The 17,406-nt window shown below is 50.8% G+C and carries 16 protein-coding genes; 5 read left to right on the top strand and 11 right to left on the bottom strand.

All coding sequences use genetic code 11. From position 1 onward, the window contains the following. Positions 1-8: 8 nt before the first annotated feature. Positions 9-629 carry a DsbA family oxidoreductase gene (locus AC58QD_RS18915; RefSeq protein ID WP_497336080.1) on the bottom strand — a complete coding sequence of 207 codons (621 nt, stop codon included), beginning with the start codon at positions 627-629 and terminating at the stop codon, positions 9-11. A 197-nt stretch (positions 630-826) separates the two neighbouring features. Between AC58QD_RS18915 and AC58QD_RS18920 the strand changes: the two genes are divergently transcribed. Further along, the gene (locus AC58QD_RS18920; RefSeq protein WP_497336082.1) at positions 827-1,480 is read left to right on the top strand and encodes a DUF6483 family protein; all 654 of its coding nucleotides are present in this window, start codon (positions 827-829) and stop codon (positions 1,478-1,480) included. Positions 1,481-1,657: 177 nt separating this feature from the next. Here AC58QD_RS18920 and AC58QD_RS18925 read toward each other — a convergent pair whose 3' ends face one another. The 3 genes from AC58QD_RS18925 to AC58QD_RS18935 form a co-directional block, all read right to left on the bottom strand. Beyond that, entirely contained in the window at positions 1,658-1,918 is a 261-nt protein-coding gene (locus tag AC58QD_RS18925) for a hypothetical protein (RefSeq protein ID WP_497336084.1), read from the bottom strand. 66 nt (positions 1,919-1,984) lie between these two features. Next, positions 1,985-2,839 carry a DUF72 domain-containing protein gene (locus AC58QD_RS18930; protein ID WP_497336086.1) on the bottom strand — a complete coding sequence of 285 codons (855 nt, stop codon included), beginning with the start codon at positions 2,837-2,839 and terminating at the stop codon, positions 1,985-1,987. Further along, on the bottom strand, positions 2,836-3,486 hold the full coding sequence (locus tag AC58QD_RS18935; protein ID WP_497336088.1) for a phosphatase PAP2 family protein: 651 nt from the start codon (positions 3,484-3,486) through the stop codon (positions 2,836-2,838). The genes AC58QD_RS18930 and AC58QD_RS18935 overlap by 4 nt, the downstream gene beginning before the upstream one ends. Positions 3,487-3,665: 179 nt before the next feature. Between AC58QD_RS18935 and AC58QD_RS18940 the strand changes: the two genes are divergently transcribed. After that, positions 3,666-4,829: an iron-containing alcohol dehydrogenase gene (locus tag AC58QD_RS18940; protein WP_497336090.1), complete on the top strand. Its 1,164-nt coding sequence runs from the start codon at positions 3,666-3,668 to the stop codon at positions 4,827-4,829. 777 nt (positions 4,830-5,606) lie between these two features. Here the strand turns inward: AC58QD_RS18940 and AC58QD_RS18945 are convergent. The 4 genes from AC58QD_RS18945 to AC58QD_RS18960 all read right to left on the bottom strand — a co-directional run bounded on the left by AC58QD_RS18945 (position 5,607) and on the right by AC58QD_RS18960 (position 9,874). Next, the gene (locus tag AC58QD_RS18945) at positions 5,607-6,437 is read right to left on the bottom strand and encodes a sugar phosphate isomerase/epimerase family protein (RefSeq protein ID WP_497336092.1); all 831 of its coding nucleotides are present in this window, start codon (positions 6,435-6,437) and stop codon (positions 5,607-5,609) included. 71 nt (positions 6,438-6,508) lie between these two features. Continuing rightward, positions 6,509-7,669: a dihydrodipicolinate synthase family protein gene (locus AC58QD_RS18950; protein WP_497336094.1), complete on the bottom strand. Its 1,161-nt coding sequence runs from the start codon at positions 7,667-7,669 to the stop codon at positions 6,509-6,511. A 52-nt stretch (positions 7,670-7,721) separates the two neighbouring features. Continuing rightward, complete coding sequence (locus AC58QD_RS18955) at positions 7,722-8,873, bottom strand: Gfo/Idh/MocA family protein (RefSeq protein WP_497336096.1); 1,152 nt, start codon at positions 8,871-8,873, stop codon at positions 7,722-7,724. Between the two features lie 119 nt (positions 8,874-8,992). Beyond that, on the bottom strand, positions 8,993-9,874 hold the full coding sequence (locus tag AC58QD_RS18960; protein ID WP_497336098.1) for a LysR family transcriptional regulator: 882 nt from the start codon (positions 9,872-9,874) through the stop codon (positions 8,993-8,995). Positions 9,875-9,999: 125 nt separating this feature from the next. Here AC58QD_RS18960 and AC58QD_RS18965 point away from each other — a divergent pair, with 125 nt between their 5' ends. Genes AC58QD_RS18965 through AC58QD_RS18975 form a run of 3 tightly spaced genes read left to right on the top strand, consistent with a single transcriptional unit; the run spans position 10,000 to position 13,246 of the window. Then, on the top strand, positions 10,000-10,602 hold the full coding sequence (locus AC58QD_RS18965; protein ID WP_497336100.1) for an ankyrin repeat domain-containing protein: 603 nt from the start codon (positions 10,000-10,002) through the stop codon (positions 10,600-10,602). A 44-nt stretch (positions 10,603-10,646) separates the two neighbouring features. Then, positions 10,647-11,903, top strand: coding sequence for an amidohydrolase (locus AC58QD_RS18970; RefSeq protein ID WP_497336102.1), 1,257 nt, complete (start codon positions 10,647-10,649; stop codon positions 11,901-11,903). Between the two features lie 2 nt (positions 11,904-11,905). Then, positions 11,906-13,246, top strand: coding sequence for a purine/pyrimidine permease (locus AC58QD_RS18975; protein ID WP_497336104.1), 1,341 nt, complete (start codon positions 11,906-11,908; stop codon positions 13,244-13,246). Positions 13,247-13,279: 33 nt separating this feature from the next. On the opposite strand, the gene AC58QD_RS18980 is transcribed toward AC58QD_RS18975, so the two are convergent. The 3 genes from AC58QD_RS18980 to AC58QD_RS18990 form a co-directional block, all read right to left on the bottom strand. Then, entirely contained in the window at positions 13,280-14,959 is a 1,680-nt protein-coding gene (locus AC58QD_RS18980) for a glycerol-3-phosphate dehydrogenase/oxidase (RefSeq protein ID WP_497336106.1), read from the bottom strand. Between the two features lie 158 nt (positions 14,960-15,117). Continuing rightward, the gene (glpK, locus tag AC58QD_RS18985; RefSeq protein WP_497336108.1) at positions 15,118-16,617 is read right to left on the bottom strand and encodes a glycerol kinase GlpK; all 1,500 of its coding nucleotides are present in this window, start codon (positions 16,615-16,617) and stop codon (positions 15,118-15,120) included. A 45-nt stretch (positions 16,618-16,662) separates the two neighbouring features. Next, on the bottom strand, positions 16,663-17,217 hold the full coding sequence (locus tag AC58QD_RS18990) for a glycerol-3-phosphate responsive antiterminator (protein ID WP_497336110.1): 555 nt from the start codon (positions 17,215-17,217) through the stop codon (positions 16,663-16,665). Positions 17,218-17,406: the final 189 nt, after the last annotated feature.

Genomic DNA, 17,406 nt, shown 5'->3' on the forward strand with positions numbered 1-17,406 from the left:
TGTGCAAATCACTCGGATGATGCTTGCGCAAAAGCTTGCAAAAAAGAACCAACCGGCTGAGCCCCTGTTAAGGCATATTTACCCGCCAGCACGAAGAAAGGAACACCTGTAATCCCTACTTGCCGCCCGAAATCCAAATCTTCCTCAACCTGCTCGAGACCTTCGCCGCGCTCCACTTGTGCTCGCAATGTGTCTGCATTTCCTCCTGCTTCTACAGCCAGCTCCAATAACACTTCCAACTGACCAATGTCTTTTCCCTCTTCGAAGTAAGCGCGGTTTACTGCCTCTACATAATTCGTTCTTCCCGCTTCCGGCATCAGGGCAATGATCTGATGAGACAATATAGTATTCGGCATAACCTGCACCTTATCAAAATCAAACTTTACGCCTGCATTTGCTCCAGCCTGTACCACTTGTCCGAACAATTGCGGCAAGTCGGCTCGTCCGTTGAATTTTTTCGTCATGGTCTCTTTGAAAGGCAATCCTTCCTTCGGCGTCGTCGGATCAAGTTGAAACGCTCTCCATTGTATTTCTACTGGCTGCCCCCACTCCTTCAAAGCTTTAAACAGATGCTCCTTGCCAATTCTGCACCATGGACAGACCGTATCGTGGAATACTTGTATTTGCATTGCAGTTCCTCCTCGTGTTTAAAATAATTATAAATATTTGTATAGTAACTTATTAAACGTTCGTTCATCTATTATAGTTTACCCCAAAACAAGATAATAGTCCAAGACTTAATGTGAAACGTTTTAGCCTTTTAATGCGTATGTTCCTTAGAGCAGGGTAACCTAGCTTCATTCAACCTGCCAATTGGAGGTACTCTATGTTTCAGAGAGACTATATGATGCGAATGATCGAGCAGATCTCCCAAATGGTCGGAACACTGCTTGGTTTTAAACAGAACCGCGAGCCTAAGGAAGCCCTTTTTTATATTGATGAATTTTTCAAAAAAATGTTCGGCCTCAATTCCAAGCTGTTGAACAGCCTATCGGATAGTGCTCTTCTTGACCTTTTGCGACAGGGGAACGATGGAGGCAACGACAAAATTCTTCTTGCTGCTACTCTATTCAAAGAAGAAGGTGACTTCTTCTTGATGCTGGGTGATTTCAACGGAGCTTATAATCGCCACTCAAGAGCCCTATACTTGTATCTGACGATTGTTCTCGACGAGCCTGAACGCAATTACGATGAAGAGATCGATATTGTCCTAGAGGCGCTTCGTCCTTACGAGCTCAACCCCTCTATCCGCAACCTGTTGTGGCGTTATCATCTGGCGGGCGGCCGGTATGCTGAAGCTGAGAATGGGCTGTTCCAACTAATTGATGACGGACATGGCGACTCACAATTATTGGACGATGCCATCGTCAGCTACAAGAAACTGCTTCAGCTAGATGATGAAGAGCTGCTGGCTGGCGGTTTGTCGTTGCAAGAGGTTGAGGAAGCGATTGAACAGTTAGAGGTCAAGCGCGGACAATAAGGATCAGCAATGCAAGGATAAACGGCTTCGCCGTCTTTACGGCGGACTTCGTTTACTGAAGGAATAGAACAATCAGCGGAGATATACTTTCTGATATTCTGCAAAAAACGCCCCCTGCTGAGGAGCGTCTCTTGTACTTGGCTTACAAGAAGCAGTCTTGACCAACGGCTATGAGCGTTATAGCTGCGACAGATTCTCCTTGTCCTCTTCCAGGCTCTCCCTGGCTTGGTCGACAGGAGTTTGATTCATGCTAACAGTAGTCGCTGACTCCAACGCATGCTCCGCTTTTTCAATAGCATTGTGAGCTTGCTGCACTGTAATAGGTGTGGGATGAGATAGAGCTTGAGTTGTCGCCTTGTGTGCTGTTTCTACTGAGTTTTGTGCTTGAGAGGTCTGGCTTTGCCTTTGGAGGCTTGAATTATGGTCATGCTTAGCCATTCACGTTACCTACTTTCTGGAGTATGTCATAACGTCCTTAATATGGGATGAGGCCTAATATTTTATTCAAAACAACCCCAACTGCTCCGGAGGAGGCTCCGGCAAATCAGGGTGCGGCAAACCCAGCATGTCCATGAGCTCCAGCGCATTCGTAGCGGCATCCCCGCCAGAGTTGTTGTTCAAGATCACACATACCTCCTCTGAGCCTTGCTCGAGCACCCGCAAACGTTCCGCCCACTCCGCCAGCTCTTCAACACTGTAGCGATACAAGTAACGCACTTCAAACCAGTTCTGACCTGGCTTGCTGGTCCAACCGTCCACATTGCGACCATGAAACCGCACCATCGTGACCTCCGGGTGAGTCGCATGCATCACAATCGGCACGGAACCCGCACCCGCTTGCGGCTCATCGCACACACTATGCATCCATCCTGCGTCTTCCATGAACGACAGCGTTTTCTGCCGAAACTCAGCTTTGAACCAAGACTGATGCCGGAATTCCAATGCCACCGGTATGTCTCCCATTCTGTCCTTGGCGTCGCGCAGCACTGCAACATTTTCCCGCGTGCAATCGAACCAGGGCGGATATTGGAACAATACGGTCTTAAGCTTACCTGCCTCAAGCACAGGGCGAATGGATGCCAGGAAAGCTTTGTACATCGTTTCTGTGCTATCGAAAGGGTTTTTGCCTCTTAGATGGCCGGTCATCCCTTGGTAGGCTTTTATGATAAAGGAAAATGTCTCAGGGGTATCGTTCACCCATTTGGCATAGCTTCGCTCCTGTTGGACCGCATAGAAAGAGCTATCCACTTCCACAATGTCAAAATAACGGCTGTACACACTAAGTCGGTCTTGATTATTCGGCCCTGGCAGATACAAATCCTTGTGACCACCCCAACCGGCCAACCCTATTCTAATCACTGATAACTCCCCGCTTTCCGGCTCTTCCTCCGCTCGAATACCCAGATGAACAATCCTAGAAAAGTCCCGCTCGCCAGGTAGCCGCCCACCACATCACTAGGGTAGTGGACACCCAGATAAATACGGCTCACCCCGATAGCCAGTATAAACACCGAGCTTAACGATACTTGTAAAGATCTGCCCCAAGTCGAGGGGATATGACGCCATAATAAGTAAGTTAACGCCCCGTACAGAGCAAAGGCCGCCATCGAATGCCCGCTTGGGAAACTGTAGCCGGTGATTTCAATTAACCGATGCAAGGTGGGCCGATCTCTTTGGAACAATAGCTTTAGCATTAGATTCAATATACCCGTCCCGCCGACAACAGCCACCAAAAAGATCAGCTCCTGACGGTGCTTCAACACCGCGTACAGAAAAATGCACAATAATAAGGTAAGCAGAGCAACCACGAAACCGGAGCCGATTGTAGTAAAAAACTTCATAATAGAAGTCCAGCCCGGTGACTCCATACCTTGGACTGCAGAGATAACCCGTTCATCGAATTTCGCGATTCGCTTATTCCCTACCAGCATGACTACTGCGACAAAACCGACAGCTAACAACAAGCTGAGGGCGAGCACTCTTGTTAGTTGAAATTTTATGTTCATTCCATAGTCCCTTCTTCTCTTCGCTTGCAACTACAGTTTGCGTTAATAAAGTAGATTCGCTTTAGGGACGTAACTTTCCTTTTCTTCGGCGAGGGGAACTCTTTTGCATGGCTAGACTGTTTTCAGATAAAATAGTAAGGTATGATTCGCTCGCCATCAGAATGAAGGAGGAATTGAATATGCTTCCGTTTGTTTTTCATAATCCTACGAAGTTGATTTTTGGCGTTGGGCAGCTTCAGGCGCTTCCGAAATTGCTGTCCGCATACCCTTCTCGTGTTCTCCTGGTCTACGGCGGAGGAAGCATCAAGAGGAACGGGGTATACGATCAAGTCATCTCCAAGCTGCAGGAAAACGGCTCCACTTGGTTCGAGCTCTCTGGAGTAGAGCCTAATCCACGGTTGACTACGGTTCATCGCGGAGTAGAGATTTGCCGCAAGGAAGAGATCGGCTTCATTCTGGCTGTTGGCGGCGGAAGCGTGATCGACTGTGCGAAAGCAATCGCAGTTGGAGCCAAGTATGAGGGTGACGTATGGGATATTATTAGCCGTAAGGCTAGTGCGAGCGATGCTTTGCCATTAGGAACCGTACTGACCCTCGCCGCTACTGGTTCTGAGATGAACACAGCCTCCGTTATTACGAACTGGGAAACGCAAGAAAAGCTCGGTTGGGGACACCCGCTAGTTGCTCCAGCATTCTCCATTCTGGATCCAGCATTTACAGTTAGCGTCCCACGTGATCAGACTATATATGGTTCAGTAGATATCATGTCTCATGTGTTTGAGAATTATTTCCACCATACTTCGTCAACTCCTATTCAGGATGGTTGGGCGGAGACCCTGCTTAAGACTGTGATCGATACGGCTCCTAAGCTCCTGGCCAAGTTGGATGATGTTGAGGCGCGGGAGACGATTCTGCTATCTGGTACCTTAGCGCTTAACGGTCTGCTGAACATGGGGGTTAGAGGTGACTGGGCCACTCATAATATGGAGCACGCCGTGTCTGCTGTGTACGATATCCCGCATGGGGGCGGGCTTGCTATTCTGTTCCCGAACTGGATGACTTATTGTCTCGATGAAAATGTTGCGAGGTTCAAGCAGCTTGCGATTAACGTGTTCGGAGTAGATCCGGCGGGGAAATCTGATCGTGCAGCAGCTGAGGAAGGCATTCAAGCACTAAGGGCTTTCTGGACATCGATTGGAGCCCCTTCGAGGCTCGCCGATTATGGGATCGACGATAGTCAGCTAACGGTGATGGCTGATAAAACCGTAAAGTTCGGGCCATTCGGAAATTTCAAAAAGCTTCAGCACGAGGACGTCATGGCTATTTATAGGATGTCATTATGAGATATTTAAAGATATTTTAGAGCTGTTTTTAGGCGGGCGTGGATATTTTGCGGAGACTTGCCTGGAATATTGTGTTCATGGAATGCTAAATACTAGAAATAAGGAGCCGGTGGCCACCGACTCCCTGCACAACACTTGGGCGGGTTTCCTCCTAAAGTGAAATAAGTTTTCAGACATAACCCATTCCCTTGGCGCTAACCTGGGTGAGTTATTTTCGTTTCAGATAAGTGAGAAGCGCCAGAAATAACATTCCAAGCATAATCACTTCTTGCAACGAAAATTGCATAGGCATTCCTTAAACATTTGCGTAGCAAATGTACTTCGTAAGCATAGACTTTCTGGAGGAATACCACACCCCACCCAAGCTCAATTGTACAAGATTATTCTAGCACATATCTTCAAGTTTAAAATATTATCTTGAATATTCGTCAAGTCATGATCAGTCCTTAAGTATGCGAGTTTGTATTTTAGTGGCATGCCTCCTGCAGATTAGCTATGTTACTATTGTCTATTTGGGGTATTTCATCACCCAAGCCCTGATTAGCCAATCTAACTATCCCTAATTTCCGCAATGTGAACCGATTTTCCTCAAACCAGCCGAAATAACCAATAGTAAAACTTGCTATTCCAGAATAAGCCGTCTTTCCCGCCCAAATAACCTATACTGTCACTGGTTATACCTCATATACGACTGGTTATTCTCTGCTCCCAAACGAAAAAAGGATGGCACAGGTCCTAAGACCCTATTGCCATCCTTCTCTTGTATTCAACGTTATATTAGCAGTGCTCCAAGTAGCGTTGCTTCATGAGCTCCAATACTTCGTCACCCGGCTGATCCCAGATCGCTTTGTTGAAAATCTCAACCTCGATCGGGCCTGTGTAGCCGGCTTGCTCTACGGCGCTGCGAATGCGGCGCAGCTCGATGACGCCGTCGCCCATCATGCCGCGTCCAAGCAGCAGATCCGGCACGGGTACGATCCAATCGGACACGTGGAAGCCCAAGATGCGGCCATCCGCGCCTGCACGTGCGATCTGCGGGTACAGGTTCGGGTCCCACCAGACGTGGAACACATCCACTACGACGCCCACCTCATGCGCTGCATGCTGCTGTGCCAATGTATTGGCTTGCTCGAGCGTGTTGATGACGGAGCGCTCCGCGGCGTACATCGGGTGAAGCGGCTCGATGCCCAGCTTCACGCCGTGCTGCTGCGCGAACGGCACCAGCTGTGCGATGCCGTCGGCGACCATCGCCCGCGCGCCGTCAATGTCGCGGTCGGGCGCCGGCCCGCACACAAGCACGAGCACCTCCGCGCCAAGCTCGGCGGCCTCCTCCACCGCGCGGCGGTTGTCGTCGATGCGAGCTTGGCGCTCGGCAGCGGTCGCCGCGGGGAAGTAACCTCCGCGGCACAAGCTCGAGACGCGAAGTCCCGCGTCTTGCACCAGCTTGCGGCTCGCCGCCAGGCCAGCGTCTGCCACCTTGTCCCGCCACATGGCGATCCAAGGGACGCCTGCGCGAGCACAGCCATCCACAGCTTCGCTCATATTCCAACGGTTCGTTGTAATCTGATTCAAGCTGAGTCGTTCTATCGATTGAAAAGGTTGTGTCATTCGAATAAGTCTCCTTCCTATTCCTGCCTTCGCGTGTTCCCTATCCGCTCTAGTACATGTCCCTCTTGCTGTTAAGCCCCAGCAAGCTTCAACACCAGACGCATCCGTTCTGTCGCGAGGTCCGGATTCACCAGCAAGCCCGCTTGGTCGGCTAATACGAACAATTCGGACAGGTGAATCACCGAACGTTGACCCTCTGCTCCACCAATCATGCGGAAATGAGATTGGTGACCGTTCAAGTAAGCCATGAAGACGATCCCGGTTTTGTAAGCATACGTAGGCTTTTGGAAAATGTGTCGAGACAAAGGAACCGTCTTCTCCAGAAGAGCGTCATAACGATTCACATCGCCGTTATCCAATGCATGAATGGCTGCAGCAGCGGCAGGTGCGATAGCATCAAAGATCCCAAGCAAAGCGTGGCTGTAGCCCTGCTCGTCGCCGCGAATCAATTCCGGATAGTTGAAATCATCCCCCGTGTACATCTTCACACTGGCAGGAAGCTGACGACGCATCACAATTTCCTTGTCAGCATCAAGCAGCGAGATTTTGATGCCGTCTACTTTGTCCGCATGCGCGCGAATGACGTCCAGACAAACATCCATAGCTGCATTTACATCTTTATGTCCCCAGTACCCAGCGAGCCCAGGATCGAACATATCGCCCAACCAATGCAGGATGACAGGCTCTTTCACTTGACTCAGAATTTTGCCATAAACGCGCACATAATCTTCCGGTCCCTTAGCACAAGCAGCAAGCGCACGGCTCGCCATCAGAATAATGCGTCCGCCTTGTTCCTCAACGAAAGCGCATTGCTCCTCATAGGCTGCCTCTACTTGTTCTAACGTAACTTTGGGTCCCGGCACAAGATGGTCTGTACCCGCACCGGAAGCAATTCCGCCTCCGACTGCGCGAGCTTCTGCTGTAGAGCGGCGAATGAGTTCCTTCGCCCGCTCCCAGTTCAGTCCCATCCCGCGCTGCGCGGTGTCCATAGCTTCCGCTACAGACAATCCGAGCGACCATAGGTGTCGGCGGTAAGCCAAAGTGCCATCCCAATCTATCTGTCCATTGTTGATAGGATCCGCATCTGCGAATGGATCCGCCACAACGTGAGCAGCGGAGAAGGCAATCCGTGTCTTCAGCGGGGCTGCAGGCAATTCAATCGGGGCAGCTTGCCCCGGCGCATAAGTTAATCTTGTGCCGCCAACTTGCGGCAAATACAAGGTGTTCGCCATAGTCATAAATCCTCCCTCTTGGAAATCTAATCGATCTCGCCCGATCTCAGGCTTACAGGCTCAATGCAGGAACGTCGATCCAACGGCGCTCTGCCCATGATTGCAGACCCAAGTCGGCAAGCTGAGTACCTTTTGCACCCTCTAGCAGATCCCAAGGGAACGGAGTATCGATGACTACATGCTTCAGGAACAACTCCCATTGTACTTTGAAGCCATTGTCATACACTTGGTTGCCCGGAACTTCTTGCCATTGCTCTTGGAATTTGAATGGATTCTCGATATCCGGGTTCCATGTCGGCTTAGGTGTGTGCACACGGTGCTGGGCTTTGCAATTCCGCAGGCCGGATACAGCACTGCCTTCTGTACCATCTACATGTATCGTCAACAGATCATCACGGTCTACGCGCACAGTCCAAGAGGAGTTGGCTTGAACTACAATGCCGCCTTCCAGTTCAAAGGTTGCATAAGCGGCATCGTCTGCTGTGCATGCATAACGCTCGCCCTTTTCATCCACGCGCTCGTCGATGTGAGTAACGCCAAGGCAGGATACGGATTTCACTTCTCCGAAGAGATTGTCTAACACATAACGCCAGTGAGCGAACATATCTACGATGATACCGCCGCCGTCTTCTTTTCGATAGTTCCATGAAGGACGTTGCCCCGGCTGCCAGTCGCCCTCGAATACCCAGTAACCGAACTCCATGCGTACAGAAAGGATTTGGCCGAAGAAACCGGAGTCTACCAGACGCTTCATTTTCATCAGACCCGGAAGGAATAATTTATCTTGAACTACACCGTTCTTCACGCCTGCTTCTCTTGCGAGACGAGCCAGCTCCATAGAGGATGCCAAGTCGGTAGCGGTCGGCTTCTCACAATAGATATGCTTGCCGGCAGCAATCGCTTTCTTCACATCAGCAGCGCGGCGAACCGTAGTCTGAGAGTCAAAGTAAATCGAGTTGTACGGATCAGCAAGACAGCTGTCCAGGTCTGTGCTCCAACGGGTCAAACCATGCTTCTCAGCAAGATCCTGCAGCTTGTTCTCTTGACGTCCTACCAGGATTGGATCTGGCATAATAGTATCCCCGTTAGGCAGCGCCACCCCACCTTGCTTGCGAATGGCCACGATGGAACGGATCAAGTGCTGATTGGTACCCATTCGACCTGTAACTCCGTTCATGATAATTCCGATTTGATGTACGCCCATTGTTCCTGTCTCCCTTGTATTTAGAATGGAATATCTTTTGTTGCCCTCATTGTATCCCGCCAGACCGTGCACGTCTTACTAATCCGAGAACTGTATTCTCAATTTAGGAAATGATCCTGCTAGGTTGCGGGCGACTTGTACACTTCAATAAAATGCTGGGCGGTTCGGGATAAATAGTGCTGTTTCAGCCATATTAATCCGGAAGAGGCCGTTAACTCGGCATCCGCAATGGGGTGAACTTGCACCTCATAGCCCTTGTGAAGCTTCAGCACAGCCTCCGGCACAATGGTAGAACCGAAGCCTGAAGCGACTAGTTCCATCAGAACATACATATCCGAACACTCACAGGCAATATTAGGAGTCAACCCGCGTCTTGCGAAGGTGTCCAGAATCAACTTGTACAATCCTAGTCCTTCCGTGCTTGGCACGATCAGAGGCACTTGATGGATACGCTCCAGGGTTACTGCACTATGGTCCGGGATATCGCTTCTATTAGAAGTGACATAATAAAAGGCTTCCGTGCGGAGCGGCCATACATGAAAATCACTCAATTCCAAAGGCAATCGGATAATCGCAAGCTCAATCGCCCGTTCCCGTACTAATTTGCAGAGCTGTGCGGATTCATTTTGCTGGATTTTATAGGTGATGTTCGGATATTGACTCTGAAAACGAAGCAACAGCTCTGGAAGCCGATCATTCGAAAGCGTATTAACTCCAATCGTGAGCTGCCCTCTCAGGCCGTTTCCTGTCTCTTGCACTTCCAATTGGGATTGCTCCATCATTCTCAAGATCGACAAGGCATGCTGGTAGAGCAGCTCACCCGCTTCCGTCAGCTTCAATTGCTTGCCCATCCTCTCCACCAGCTTCACACCCAGCTCCTGCTCCATTCCCCGTAACTGCTGGCTAAGCGGAGGCTGCGCGATGTGTAGTCTTCGGGCTGCTGCTGTGATTTGCCGCTCTTCTGCTATGGCTACAAAATATCTCAATTGACGAATATCCATGACTGACCCGTCCTCTTCTATATGATAAAAGTATGCAAATTTAATGAAACTGATATTTTTCATATACTAAGATTCATGTTAGCATAAGAGGCAATGCTCGGAAACCAAGGAGTTGATCAAGGGTCATGAGAACTTATCCTATTATTGAAGCAGCAGAGCGAGGGGATCAGGTAGCGGTTCAACGGTATATTGCGGAAGGTGCAGACATCAATGTACAGGATGCGCAAGGTCGAACCGCTATTATGGCAGCCACTTATGGAAACAAACTCGAAGTCGTTCGCGTACTCCTCGCAGCGGGGGCGGATTTGAATATTCAGGATAACAGAATGGATAATCCCTTGCTCTTTGCAGGTGCCGCTGGGCTCTCAGCCATCATCAAGCTCTTGGTGGAGGCTGGCGCTGACACATCGATCACGAATCGCTATGGCGGTACTGCATTGATCCCGGCCTGTGAACGTGGGCATATAGAAACGGTGAGGATTCTGCTCACTTACTCTGATGTAAATGTGAATCATATCAATCGACTGGGCTGGACGGCTTTAATGGAAGCGATCGTATTGAGCGATGGAGGTCCGGATCATCAACGGATTGTTCAAATGCTAGTAGAGCACGGCGCGGATGTGAATATACCGGATAAAGATGGCATTCTACCTCTCAGGCATGCACGCCGACGAGGTTACACGAAAATAGAAGAAACTCTTTTACATGCAGCCGCAAGGGAATACTAGAATCATCGACTGTCTTTAATGGAATGGAAAGGATGGGTCCAAGCATGACAACATACTGGTTAAAAAATGTGCGTCTCGAAAGCGGGTATCGGTACGAAAATGGACGAATCGATGGAACGGAAACCGAGATTTGCCACATCCTAATCGAAGGAGGTCGTATAGCTGAGATCAGGTCTGCCAACAACAGGCATATAGAAGAAGCTGAGCCGTTCCAACAGTCTTTGTCTCTGCTAACGGAATTGCCAGAGATAGATGCCCAGCATCTCCTCATGCTTCCGGCCTTCCGAGAGATGCATATTCATCTCGACAAAACCTACTACAGCGGCCCTTGGAAGGCTGTTAAGCCGATCCAGAGCATCTTCGACCGGATTCAGGAGGAGCAAGAGCTTCTGCCTCGGCAGCTCCCGTTCGTTCAGGAACGCGCGGAGCGCTTGCTTAACCTTGTGCTGGGTCATGGCTCCACTCATGTGCGCACCCATTGCAATATCGATCCGGTAGTCAAGCTGCAGAACTTGGAAGCCACGATGAGAGCCTTGCATACATTCACGGGGAAAATTACACATGAGGTAGTTGCCTTCCCACAGCACGGATTGCTGCGCTCTCATGTCTTAGCCGAGATGAAACAAGCCATGAAGCTCGGCGCTACCCATGTAGGTGCCGTCGATCCCGCAAGCGTTGACGGTGATATCGAGAAATCTTTGCAGACTATGATGGAGATCGCGGTTGAAGCCAATGCAGGAGTCGACATCCATGTGCATGACCGTGATCAAGCCGGTCTAGCCACCCTCACTCGACTCGTGGAATTAACGGAGGAAGCAGGTTGGCAAGGTCGGGTCACCATAAGCCATGGCTTCGCCCTGGCAACCGCTGCTTCTGGCGCTGTTAGCGAGCTTGCGGATCGCATGGCTTCCCTCGGCATAACTGTAGCTTCTACAGTACCCATCGGGGGCATGGTTATGCCGATTCCTTTGCTGCGCGACAAGGGAGTCCAGGTGGATCTTGGCAACGACAGCATCACGGATCACTGGTCGCCATTCGGCACTGGCGACTGCCTGGAGAAAGCGAAGCGGCTGGCTGAGCTGTATCGTTATTCCGATGAGCGCTCGTTGGCTCAATCGCTAGGGTTCATCACAGGCGGTGTCAACCCGCTTGGTCTGGATGGCCGCCGCGTGTGGCCCGCAGTCGGCGATGCGGCTGATGCCGTGTTCGTAGCAGCCAGCTGCTCAGCGGAAGCCGTAGCGCGGTTGTCCAAGCGTCAAGCGGTTATGGCTCAAGGCGTCATCGTTTCGGGCGAGCTGTAATAATGAACCCTTCTAACCAACATCGCCTGTACTTGGGCCTGAACACGGTTCAATGGTTCATCTTTCTGCTCGCCAACTCCATCGCGATGCCCATCGTGATCGGACATGTGTTCCAGCTTCCCCAAGAGGAAGTATCTTCGCTCATGCAAAGAACCTTTTTCGTCGTCGGTATCAGCTCCTTCATACAGGGCTGGCTCGGTCACCGCTATCCCATTGCAGATGGACCGGCGGGCTCGTGGGTTAGTGTATTCGTCATCATGGCCGATATGGCGGTGCAGCAGGGCAATAGCTTAAGGGACACTTTACAGATTATTGAAGGAGCCTTGCTTGTAACAGGCGCACTGTTGTTCCTGCTTGGCGTGACAGGGCTGTTTCGCCGCATGTTATTCCTTTTCACACCTCTTGTTACGGGAACTTTTCTGCTCTTGCTTGCCGTACAGCTTAGCGGTGTGTTTCTGGGAGGCATGCTAGGCATGTCCGGTGAACCCGTGAGGCTGGATGCAGGCGCAACGATCATAGCTGTGGGAGTTTTTCTGCTGGTCATTGTGTTATCGGTTAAGGGGAAAGGTTGGCTCAGGAATTATGCAGTCTTGGTCGGTATTGGCTTAGGGTGGTTAGCTTTTGCCCTATGGGGACCATCGTCAGGTAGTGAATCGTTGACTGCTGCAGAAAGCAGCATGATCTCATCCACATCCGTTTCCTGGTTCAAGTTGCCTGAAATTTACCCTTGGGGCATGCCGCATTGGAACATGGGGATTGTGGTGACTGGTGTGCTTTTCACCTTGATTCTAGTATCCAACACCATCGCAGCGATCCAGGCAGTGAGTCACGTTGTACCCGCGTCCGATGCGCCCAAGAAGCCTGAACAATCTTACAATCGCAGCAGCATGGCTGGCGGAGTTTCCCATGCGTTATCCTCTGCGTTCTCTACACTTGGCTTAGTCCCATTACCGGTGTCAGCGGGGTTCATCCGTTTGACCGCCGAAACGAGGAGAGCTCCATTTCTAGCCGCATGTATGGTGTTATCTGCAATCGCTCTATTCCCGGACCTTGTCCATCTATTGGCCTTACTGCCCGGACCCGTTGCGAATGCGGCCTTATTTGCTACTTTTGTGCAAATGATCGGCATCGCTTTTCAATCCATCCTGAAGGATCCGTTGGATCAACGTCGCCTTACAATACTCGGCGTGACGCTGTTGTTTGGAGTTGGCCTAATGTTTCAGCCCTCCACTGTGTTTCAAGGACTTCCGACAAGCCTTCAATATGTATGCAGTAACGGGCTTCTGATTGGCACCATTATTGCGATCGTGCTCGAACAAATATGGAGGAAGCCACCTGCTTAAGGCAGGGCTTCCTCCATTGAATATAATAACTTTCTAGAAATGGTCCCGCTCCGCAGGAACCGTCGCTTCAAGCAGCCGGGCCTCCAGCTCCTGACTATTCGCAGCAACCATTTCTTCCGACCAGTCGAAGTACTCCTTCATCCAACTAATAACCTGCACCTTCCACCGATTGACCCAGTGGATGTCAAAGTACAACGCGCCCGTTCTGCGAACGAAGAAGTCTACCGCCTTCACGGTCATCTCCCTCTCGATCGAATAGCTGAGCTCTGCTCGTACGGCCTCCTCGGGGAGCCGCTCCGTCCCGGCAGCTGGTCTCAGCTTGCGTACACGCTCCAGCACCTCATCCACATTCGTGCCATAGCGGCGAACGAGCCGATCCGCATCGGCTTCGCTCAGTCCAAGGCGTTGAGCCTCCTCGCGCTTGGCGCTGACGAAAGAGGCTAGCTTCACGGAGCCGCCCATATCCCCGCCGGAGATCGGCAGATTCTTCGTACGACTGGCCGGAATCGACGGAGATCCTTCTTTCTCCAGCAGTTCCACCGCTTGGTTCACGACGGCCTCGGCCATTTTGCGATACCCGGTCAGCTTGCCGCCAGCTATGGAGATTAATCCGGAATCCGATACCAGCACTTCATCCCGTCTTGAGATCTCCGATGGATCCTTCCCCTCCTGATGGATCAAGGGCCGCAGTCCGGTCCAACTGGACTCTACGTCCTCTGCTGTAAGCTTCATACTCGGGAACATACTATTGGCTGCATCAAGCAAATAGTTGCGATCCAGTATCGTTAATTGGGGATTCACCTTATCCCCGCTATAATTCGTATCGGTAGTACCTACATAGGTTTTCCCAGCCCGCGGAATAGCGAACACCATACGCCGATCAGGTGTATCGAAGTAGATCGCCTGGTGCAAAGGGAACCTTTTCTGATCGAACACCAGGTGTACACCCTTGGTTAGATGCAGCGTTTTGCCGCGTTTGGAATCATCCTTCTCCCTCAAGGTATCCACCCAAGGACCTGTTGCATTAATGATCTTCTTCGCCCGAATCCGATAAGATTGGCCGCTCAGTTGATCTTTTACAACGACTCCTATCAGCTTCTTGTTCTCATACAGCAGCTCTTCTACCTTTGTATAATTGACCGCCCGCGCACCCAGCTCAACTGCTTTTTTCATAACTTCTATCGTTAGCCTGGCATCGTCCGTACGGTACTCGACATAATAGCCGCTCCCCTTCAGCCCCGTCTTCACCAGAAGCGGTTCACGTTTAAGTGTATCTTCTGTTCTCAGCATCTTCCTCCGCTCGCCCTTCTTCACACCTGCCAAATAATCATAGAGCCTCAGGCCCCAAGAGGTAGAAAACTTGCCGAATGTCCCGCCCGCATAAATCGGCAGCAGCATCCATTCCGGTGTAGTCACATGCGGTCCGTTCTCGTACACAATGGCGCGTTCTTTGCCGACCTCAGCCACAATCTTGATCTCGAGCTGCTTCAGGTACCGCAATCCGCCATGCACAAGCTTGGTAGAACGGCTGGACGTACCTGCCGCGTAATCCTGCATCTCCACAAGCGCCGGCTTCATCCCTCGGCTTGCTGCGTCCAGTGCGATACCTGCACCCGTAATTCCTCCGCCAATAACAAGGATATCCTGCTCTTCTTCCGTCATTTTCTGCAACACATTTCTTCTATCTGTTCCCGCAAAAGATTGTCTCGTCATCTGGTTCCAGCTCCTCGTTTGCTTAGTTTATTGTATGCAAAAAAGAAGAAACCACTAACAAACCATCTACGTCTTAATAAGACGTAAACGCTGTTGTGGCTTCTCCTGAATCTCCAACCGAAATATTAACTTATCTCAAATGATAGCACAGACAGCCGTTATTTAAAAGAGATAGCCGCCCGAACCGCCTTTTGCCAGCCTTCGTACAACGCAGTACGCTCTGCTTCCTCCATCAAGGGTTCGAAATAACGATCGACCAGCCCTTGCCCCAGCGCAGCCAACTCCTGCTGATCGCTCCAGTAACCAACCGCCAACCCAGCCAAGTATGCGGCTCCGAGAGCGGTCGTCTCTTGCGTAACAGGACGCTCCACCGGAACGCCGAGCATATCGCTCTGGAACTGCATCAAGAAGCTGTTCGACACGGCCCCGCCATCCACACGAAGCTTCTGCAGCGTAATCCCTGCATCCTCTTCCATGGCGCGGAGCACATCCCTCGTCTGATAAGCGAGTGATTCCAGCGTTGCACGGACCAAATGCGCCTTAGTCGTTCCGCGTGTCAGACCGAATACCGCTCCGCGCACATCGCTATCCCAGTATGGTGTCCCCAGGCCGACGAATGCAGGAACGATATACACACCGTCCGACGATTCAACCTGAAGCGCATAAGCCTCGCTATCGGATGCCGCTTCAATTACCTGCAGCCCGTCACGCAGCCATTGAATAGCGGATCCCGCCACGAAAATACTGCCTTCTAACGCGTACTCTACTTTACCGTTCAATCCCCATGCGATCGTAGTTAGCAAGCTCTGCTTAGATGGGATCGCCTCACTCCCTGTATGCATCAGCATGAAGCAGCCCGTGCCATACGTATTCTTGGCAAGACCAGGCTGGAAGCATAGCTGCCCGAACAAGGCAGCCTGTTGATCACCGGCTGCTCCTGCAATCGGTACATTCGCTCCTCCGCAATATTCCGCAGCCGTATGTCCGTAAACCTCTGAGGAGGAGCGCACTTCCGGCAGCATGGAAGCTGGAATGTTCAGAATCTTCAGCAGCTCTTGATCCCATTGCAGCTCATGGATGTTATACAGTAGTGTCCTCGAGGCATTCGAATAGTCTGTTACATGGACCGCTCCATTGGTTAGCTTCCAGATCAGCCACGTATCAATCGTACCGAACAACAGATCACCCGCTTCAGCTTGTTCACGAGCGCTTGCCACATGATCCAGAATCCATTTGACCTTCGTCCCGGAGAAATAAGCGTCCAGCCTCAGTCCAGTCTTGGCTGTGAACTCCTGCTCCAGGCCCTGCTCCTTCAACTGCTCGCAGATGGAGGCCGATTGTCTCGATTGCCATACGATGGCGTTATAAACGGGGTTTCCCGTGTGACGGTTCCATACCACCGTGGTCTCACGCTGATTCGTAATTCCTATGCCAGTAATCTGGGTTGGGGTTATATTAGTTTCCGAGAAAGTCTGATTGATTACATCCTGCACCGAGCGCCAAATCTCCTCAGCGTCATGCTCAACCCAGCCTGGGTGAGGAAAATGCTGAGTGAATTCTTTTTGCGCAATATGCACAGTCTTTCCTTGTCGATCGAACACTAGCACCCTCGAGCTCGTCGTTCCTTGATCAATGGCTACTACGTATTTTTGTTCCACGTCCCATCCTCTCCATTCCCTCTTGTATCTATATGACAGCAGATCTTACTTATAATGAGGCCACAATTCCTTGTGCGAGGTAGTTACAGCAGATGCTCCGGCCTGCAAAGCACTCTCCACGTCGCTAACGGTTCGAATCAACCCTCCGGCAAAGATAGGGATGCCCGTTCGTTCACTCACTTCCGCAATAATCGAGGGCATGATCCCTGGGAGCACTTCGATAATATCCGGCTTCGTTCTTTCCAGAAGGGTGTAGCTCTTCTCGAGCGCGCCAGAATCCAACAGGAACAGCCGCTGAATGGCGAGTATTCCATTCTGCTTAGCCTTGGTAATGACACCTGCTCTAGTAGAGATTAATCCAGCCGGCCGCACATTTTGACACAGAAATTCAGCAGCATACTCGTCATTTTTGAGCCCTTCCACCAGATCTACGTGCAGAAGCAGCTTTTTCTCATGGGATTTGGCCAGATCGACCAGGTGCTTCAACTGCCCTATATGACTGTCGAGCAGCACTATATATGTAAAGGAGGAGGACAGCAGCTTCTCCAGATCCTTCACTTTGCGAACCGCGGGCAGAATACTTTGATTATGGAAGGCCATGGTAGCGACTCCGTTCCAGTAAAGGATAGTTCGTTCTTGCGTCAATAAGAAAAAATCACATAAATTGCTTCCTGTTATGAACTCAACAAAAAGCAACCCATGTGAATCTCCCAATCTCCGTCACAAAGTATGAACTTGATCACATTGTAAGCGTCAGCAATGCGGAATGTCAATCTAATCTTCATCCCA

This window comes from Paenibacillus sp. J2R1T-4 (assembly GCF_059692235.1).

Excerpts from the sequence above, each read along its gene's own strand:
- AC58QD_RS18965 (WP_497336100.1), top strand. The coding sequence starts at position 10,000 with ATGAGAACTTATCCTATTATTGAAGCAGCAGAGCGAGGGGATCAGGTA.
- AC58QD_RS18915 (WP_497336080.1), bottom strand. The coding sequence starts at position 629 with ATGCAAATACAAGTATTCCACGATACGGTCTGTCCATGGTGCAGAATT.
- AC58QD_RS18940 (WP_497336090.1), top strand. The coding sequence starts at position 3,666 with ATGCTTCCGTTTGTTTTTCATAATCCTACGAAGTTGATTTTTGGCGTT.
- AC58QD_RS18960 (WP_497336098.1), bottom strand. The coding sequence starts at position 9,874 with ATGGATATTCGTCAATTGAGATATTTTGTAGCCATAGCAGAAGAGCGG.
- AC58QD_RS18990 (WP_497336110.1), bottom strand. The coding sequence starts at position 17,217 with ATGGCCTTCCATAATCAAAGTATTCTGCCCGCGGTTCGCAAAGTGAAG.
- AC58QD_RS18920 (WP_497336082.1), top strand. The coding sequence starts at position 827 with ATGTTTCAGAGAGACTATATGATGCGAATGATCGAGCAGATCTCCCAA.
- AC58QD_RS18975 (WP_497336104.1), top strand. The coding sequence starts at position 11,906 with ATGAACCCTTCTAACCAACATCGCCTGTACTTGGGCCTGAACACGGTT.
- AC58QD_RS18950 (WP_497336094.1), bottom strand. The coding sequence starts at position 7,669 with ATGGCGAACACCTTGTATTTGCCGCAAGTTGGCGGCACAAGATTAACT.
- AC58QD_RS18955 (WP_497336096.1), bottom strand. The coding sequence starts at position 8,873 with ATGGGCGTACATCAAATCGGAATTATCATGAACGGAGTTACAGGTCGA.
- AC58QD_RS18970 (WP_497336102.1), top strand. The coding sequence starts at position 10,647 with ATGACAACATACTGGTTAAAAAATGTGCGTCTCGAAAGCGGGTATCGG.
- AC58QD_RS18945 (WP_497336092.1), bottom strand. The coding sequence starts at position 6,437 with ATGACACAACCTTTTCAATCGATAGAACGACTCAGCTTGAATCAGATT.
- AC58QD_RS18925 (WP_497336084.1), bottom strand. The coding sequence starts at position 1,918 with ATGGCTAAGCATGACCATAATTCAAGCCTCCAAAGGCAAAGCCAGACC.
- AC58QD_RS18980 (WP_497336106.1), bottom strand. The coding sequence starts at position 14,959 with ATGACGAGACAATCTTTTGCGGGAACAGATAGAAGAAATGTGTTGCAG.
- AC58QD_RS18935 (WP_497336088.1), bottom strand. The coding sequence starts at position 3,486 with ATGAACATAAAATTTCAACTAACAAGAGTGCTCGCCCTCAGCTTGTTG.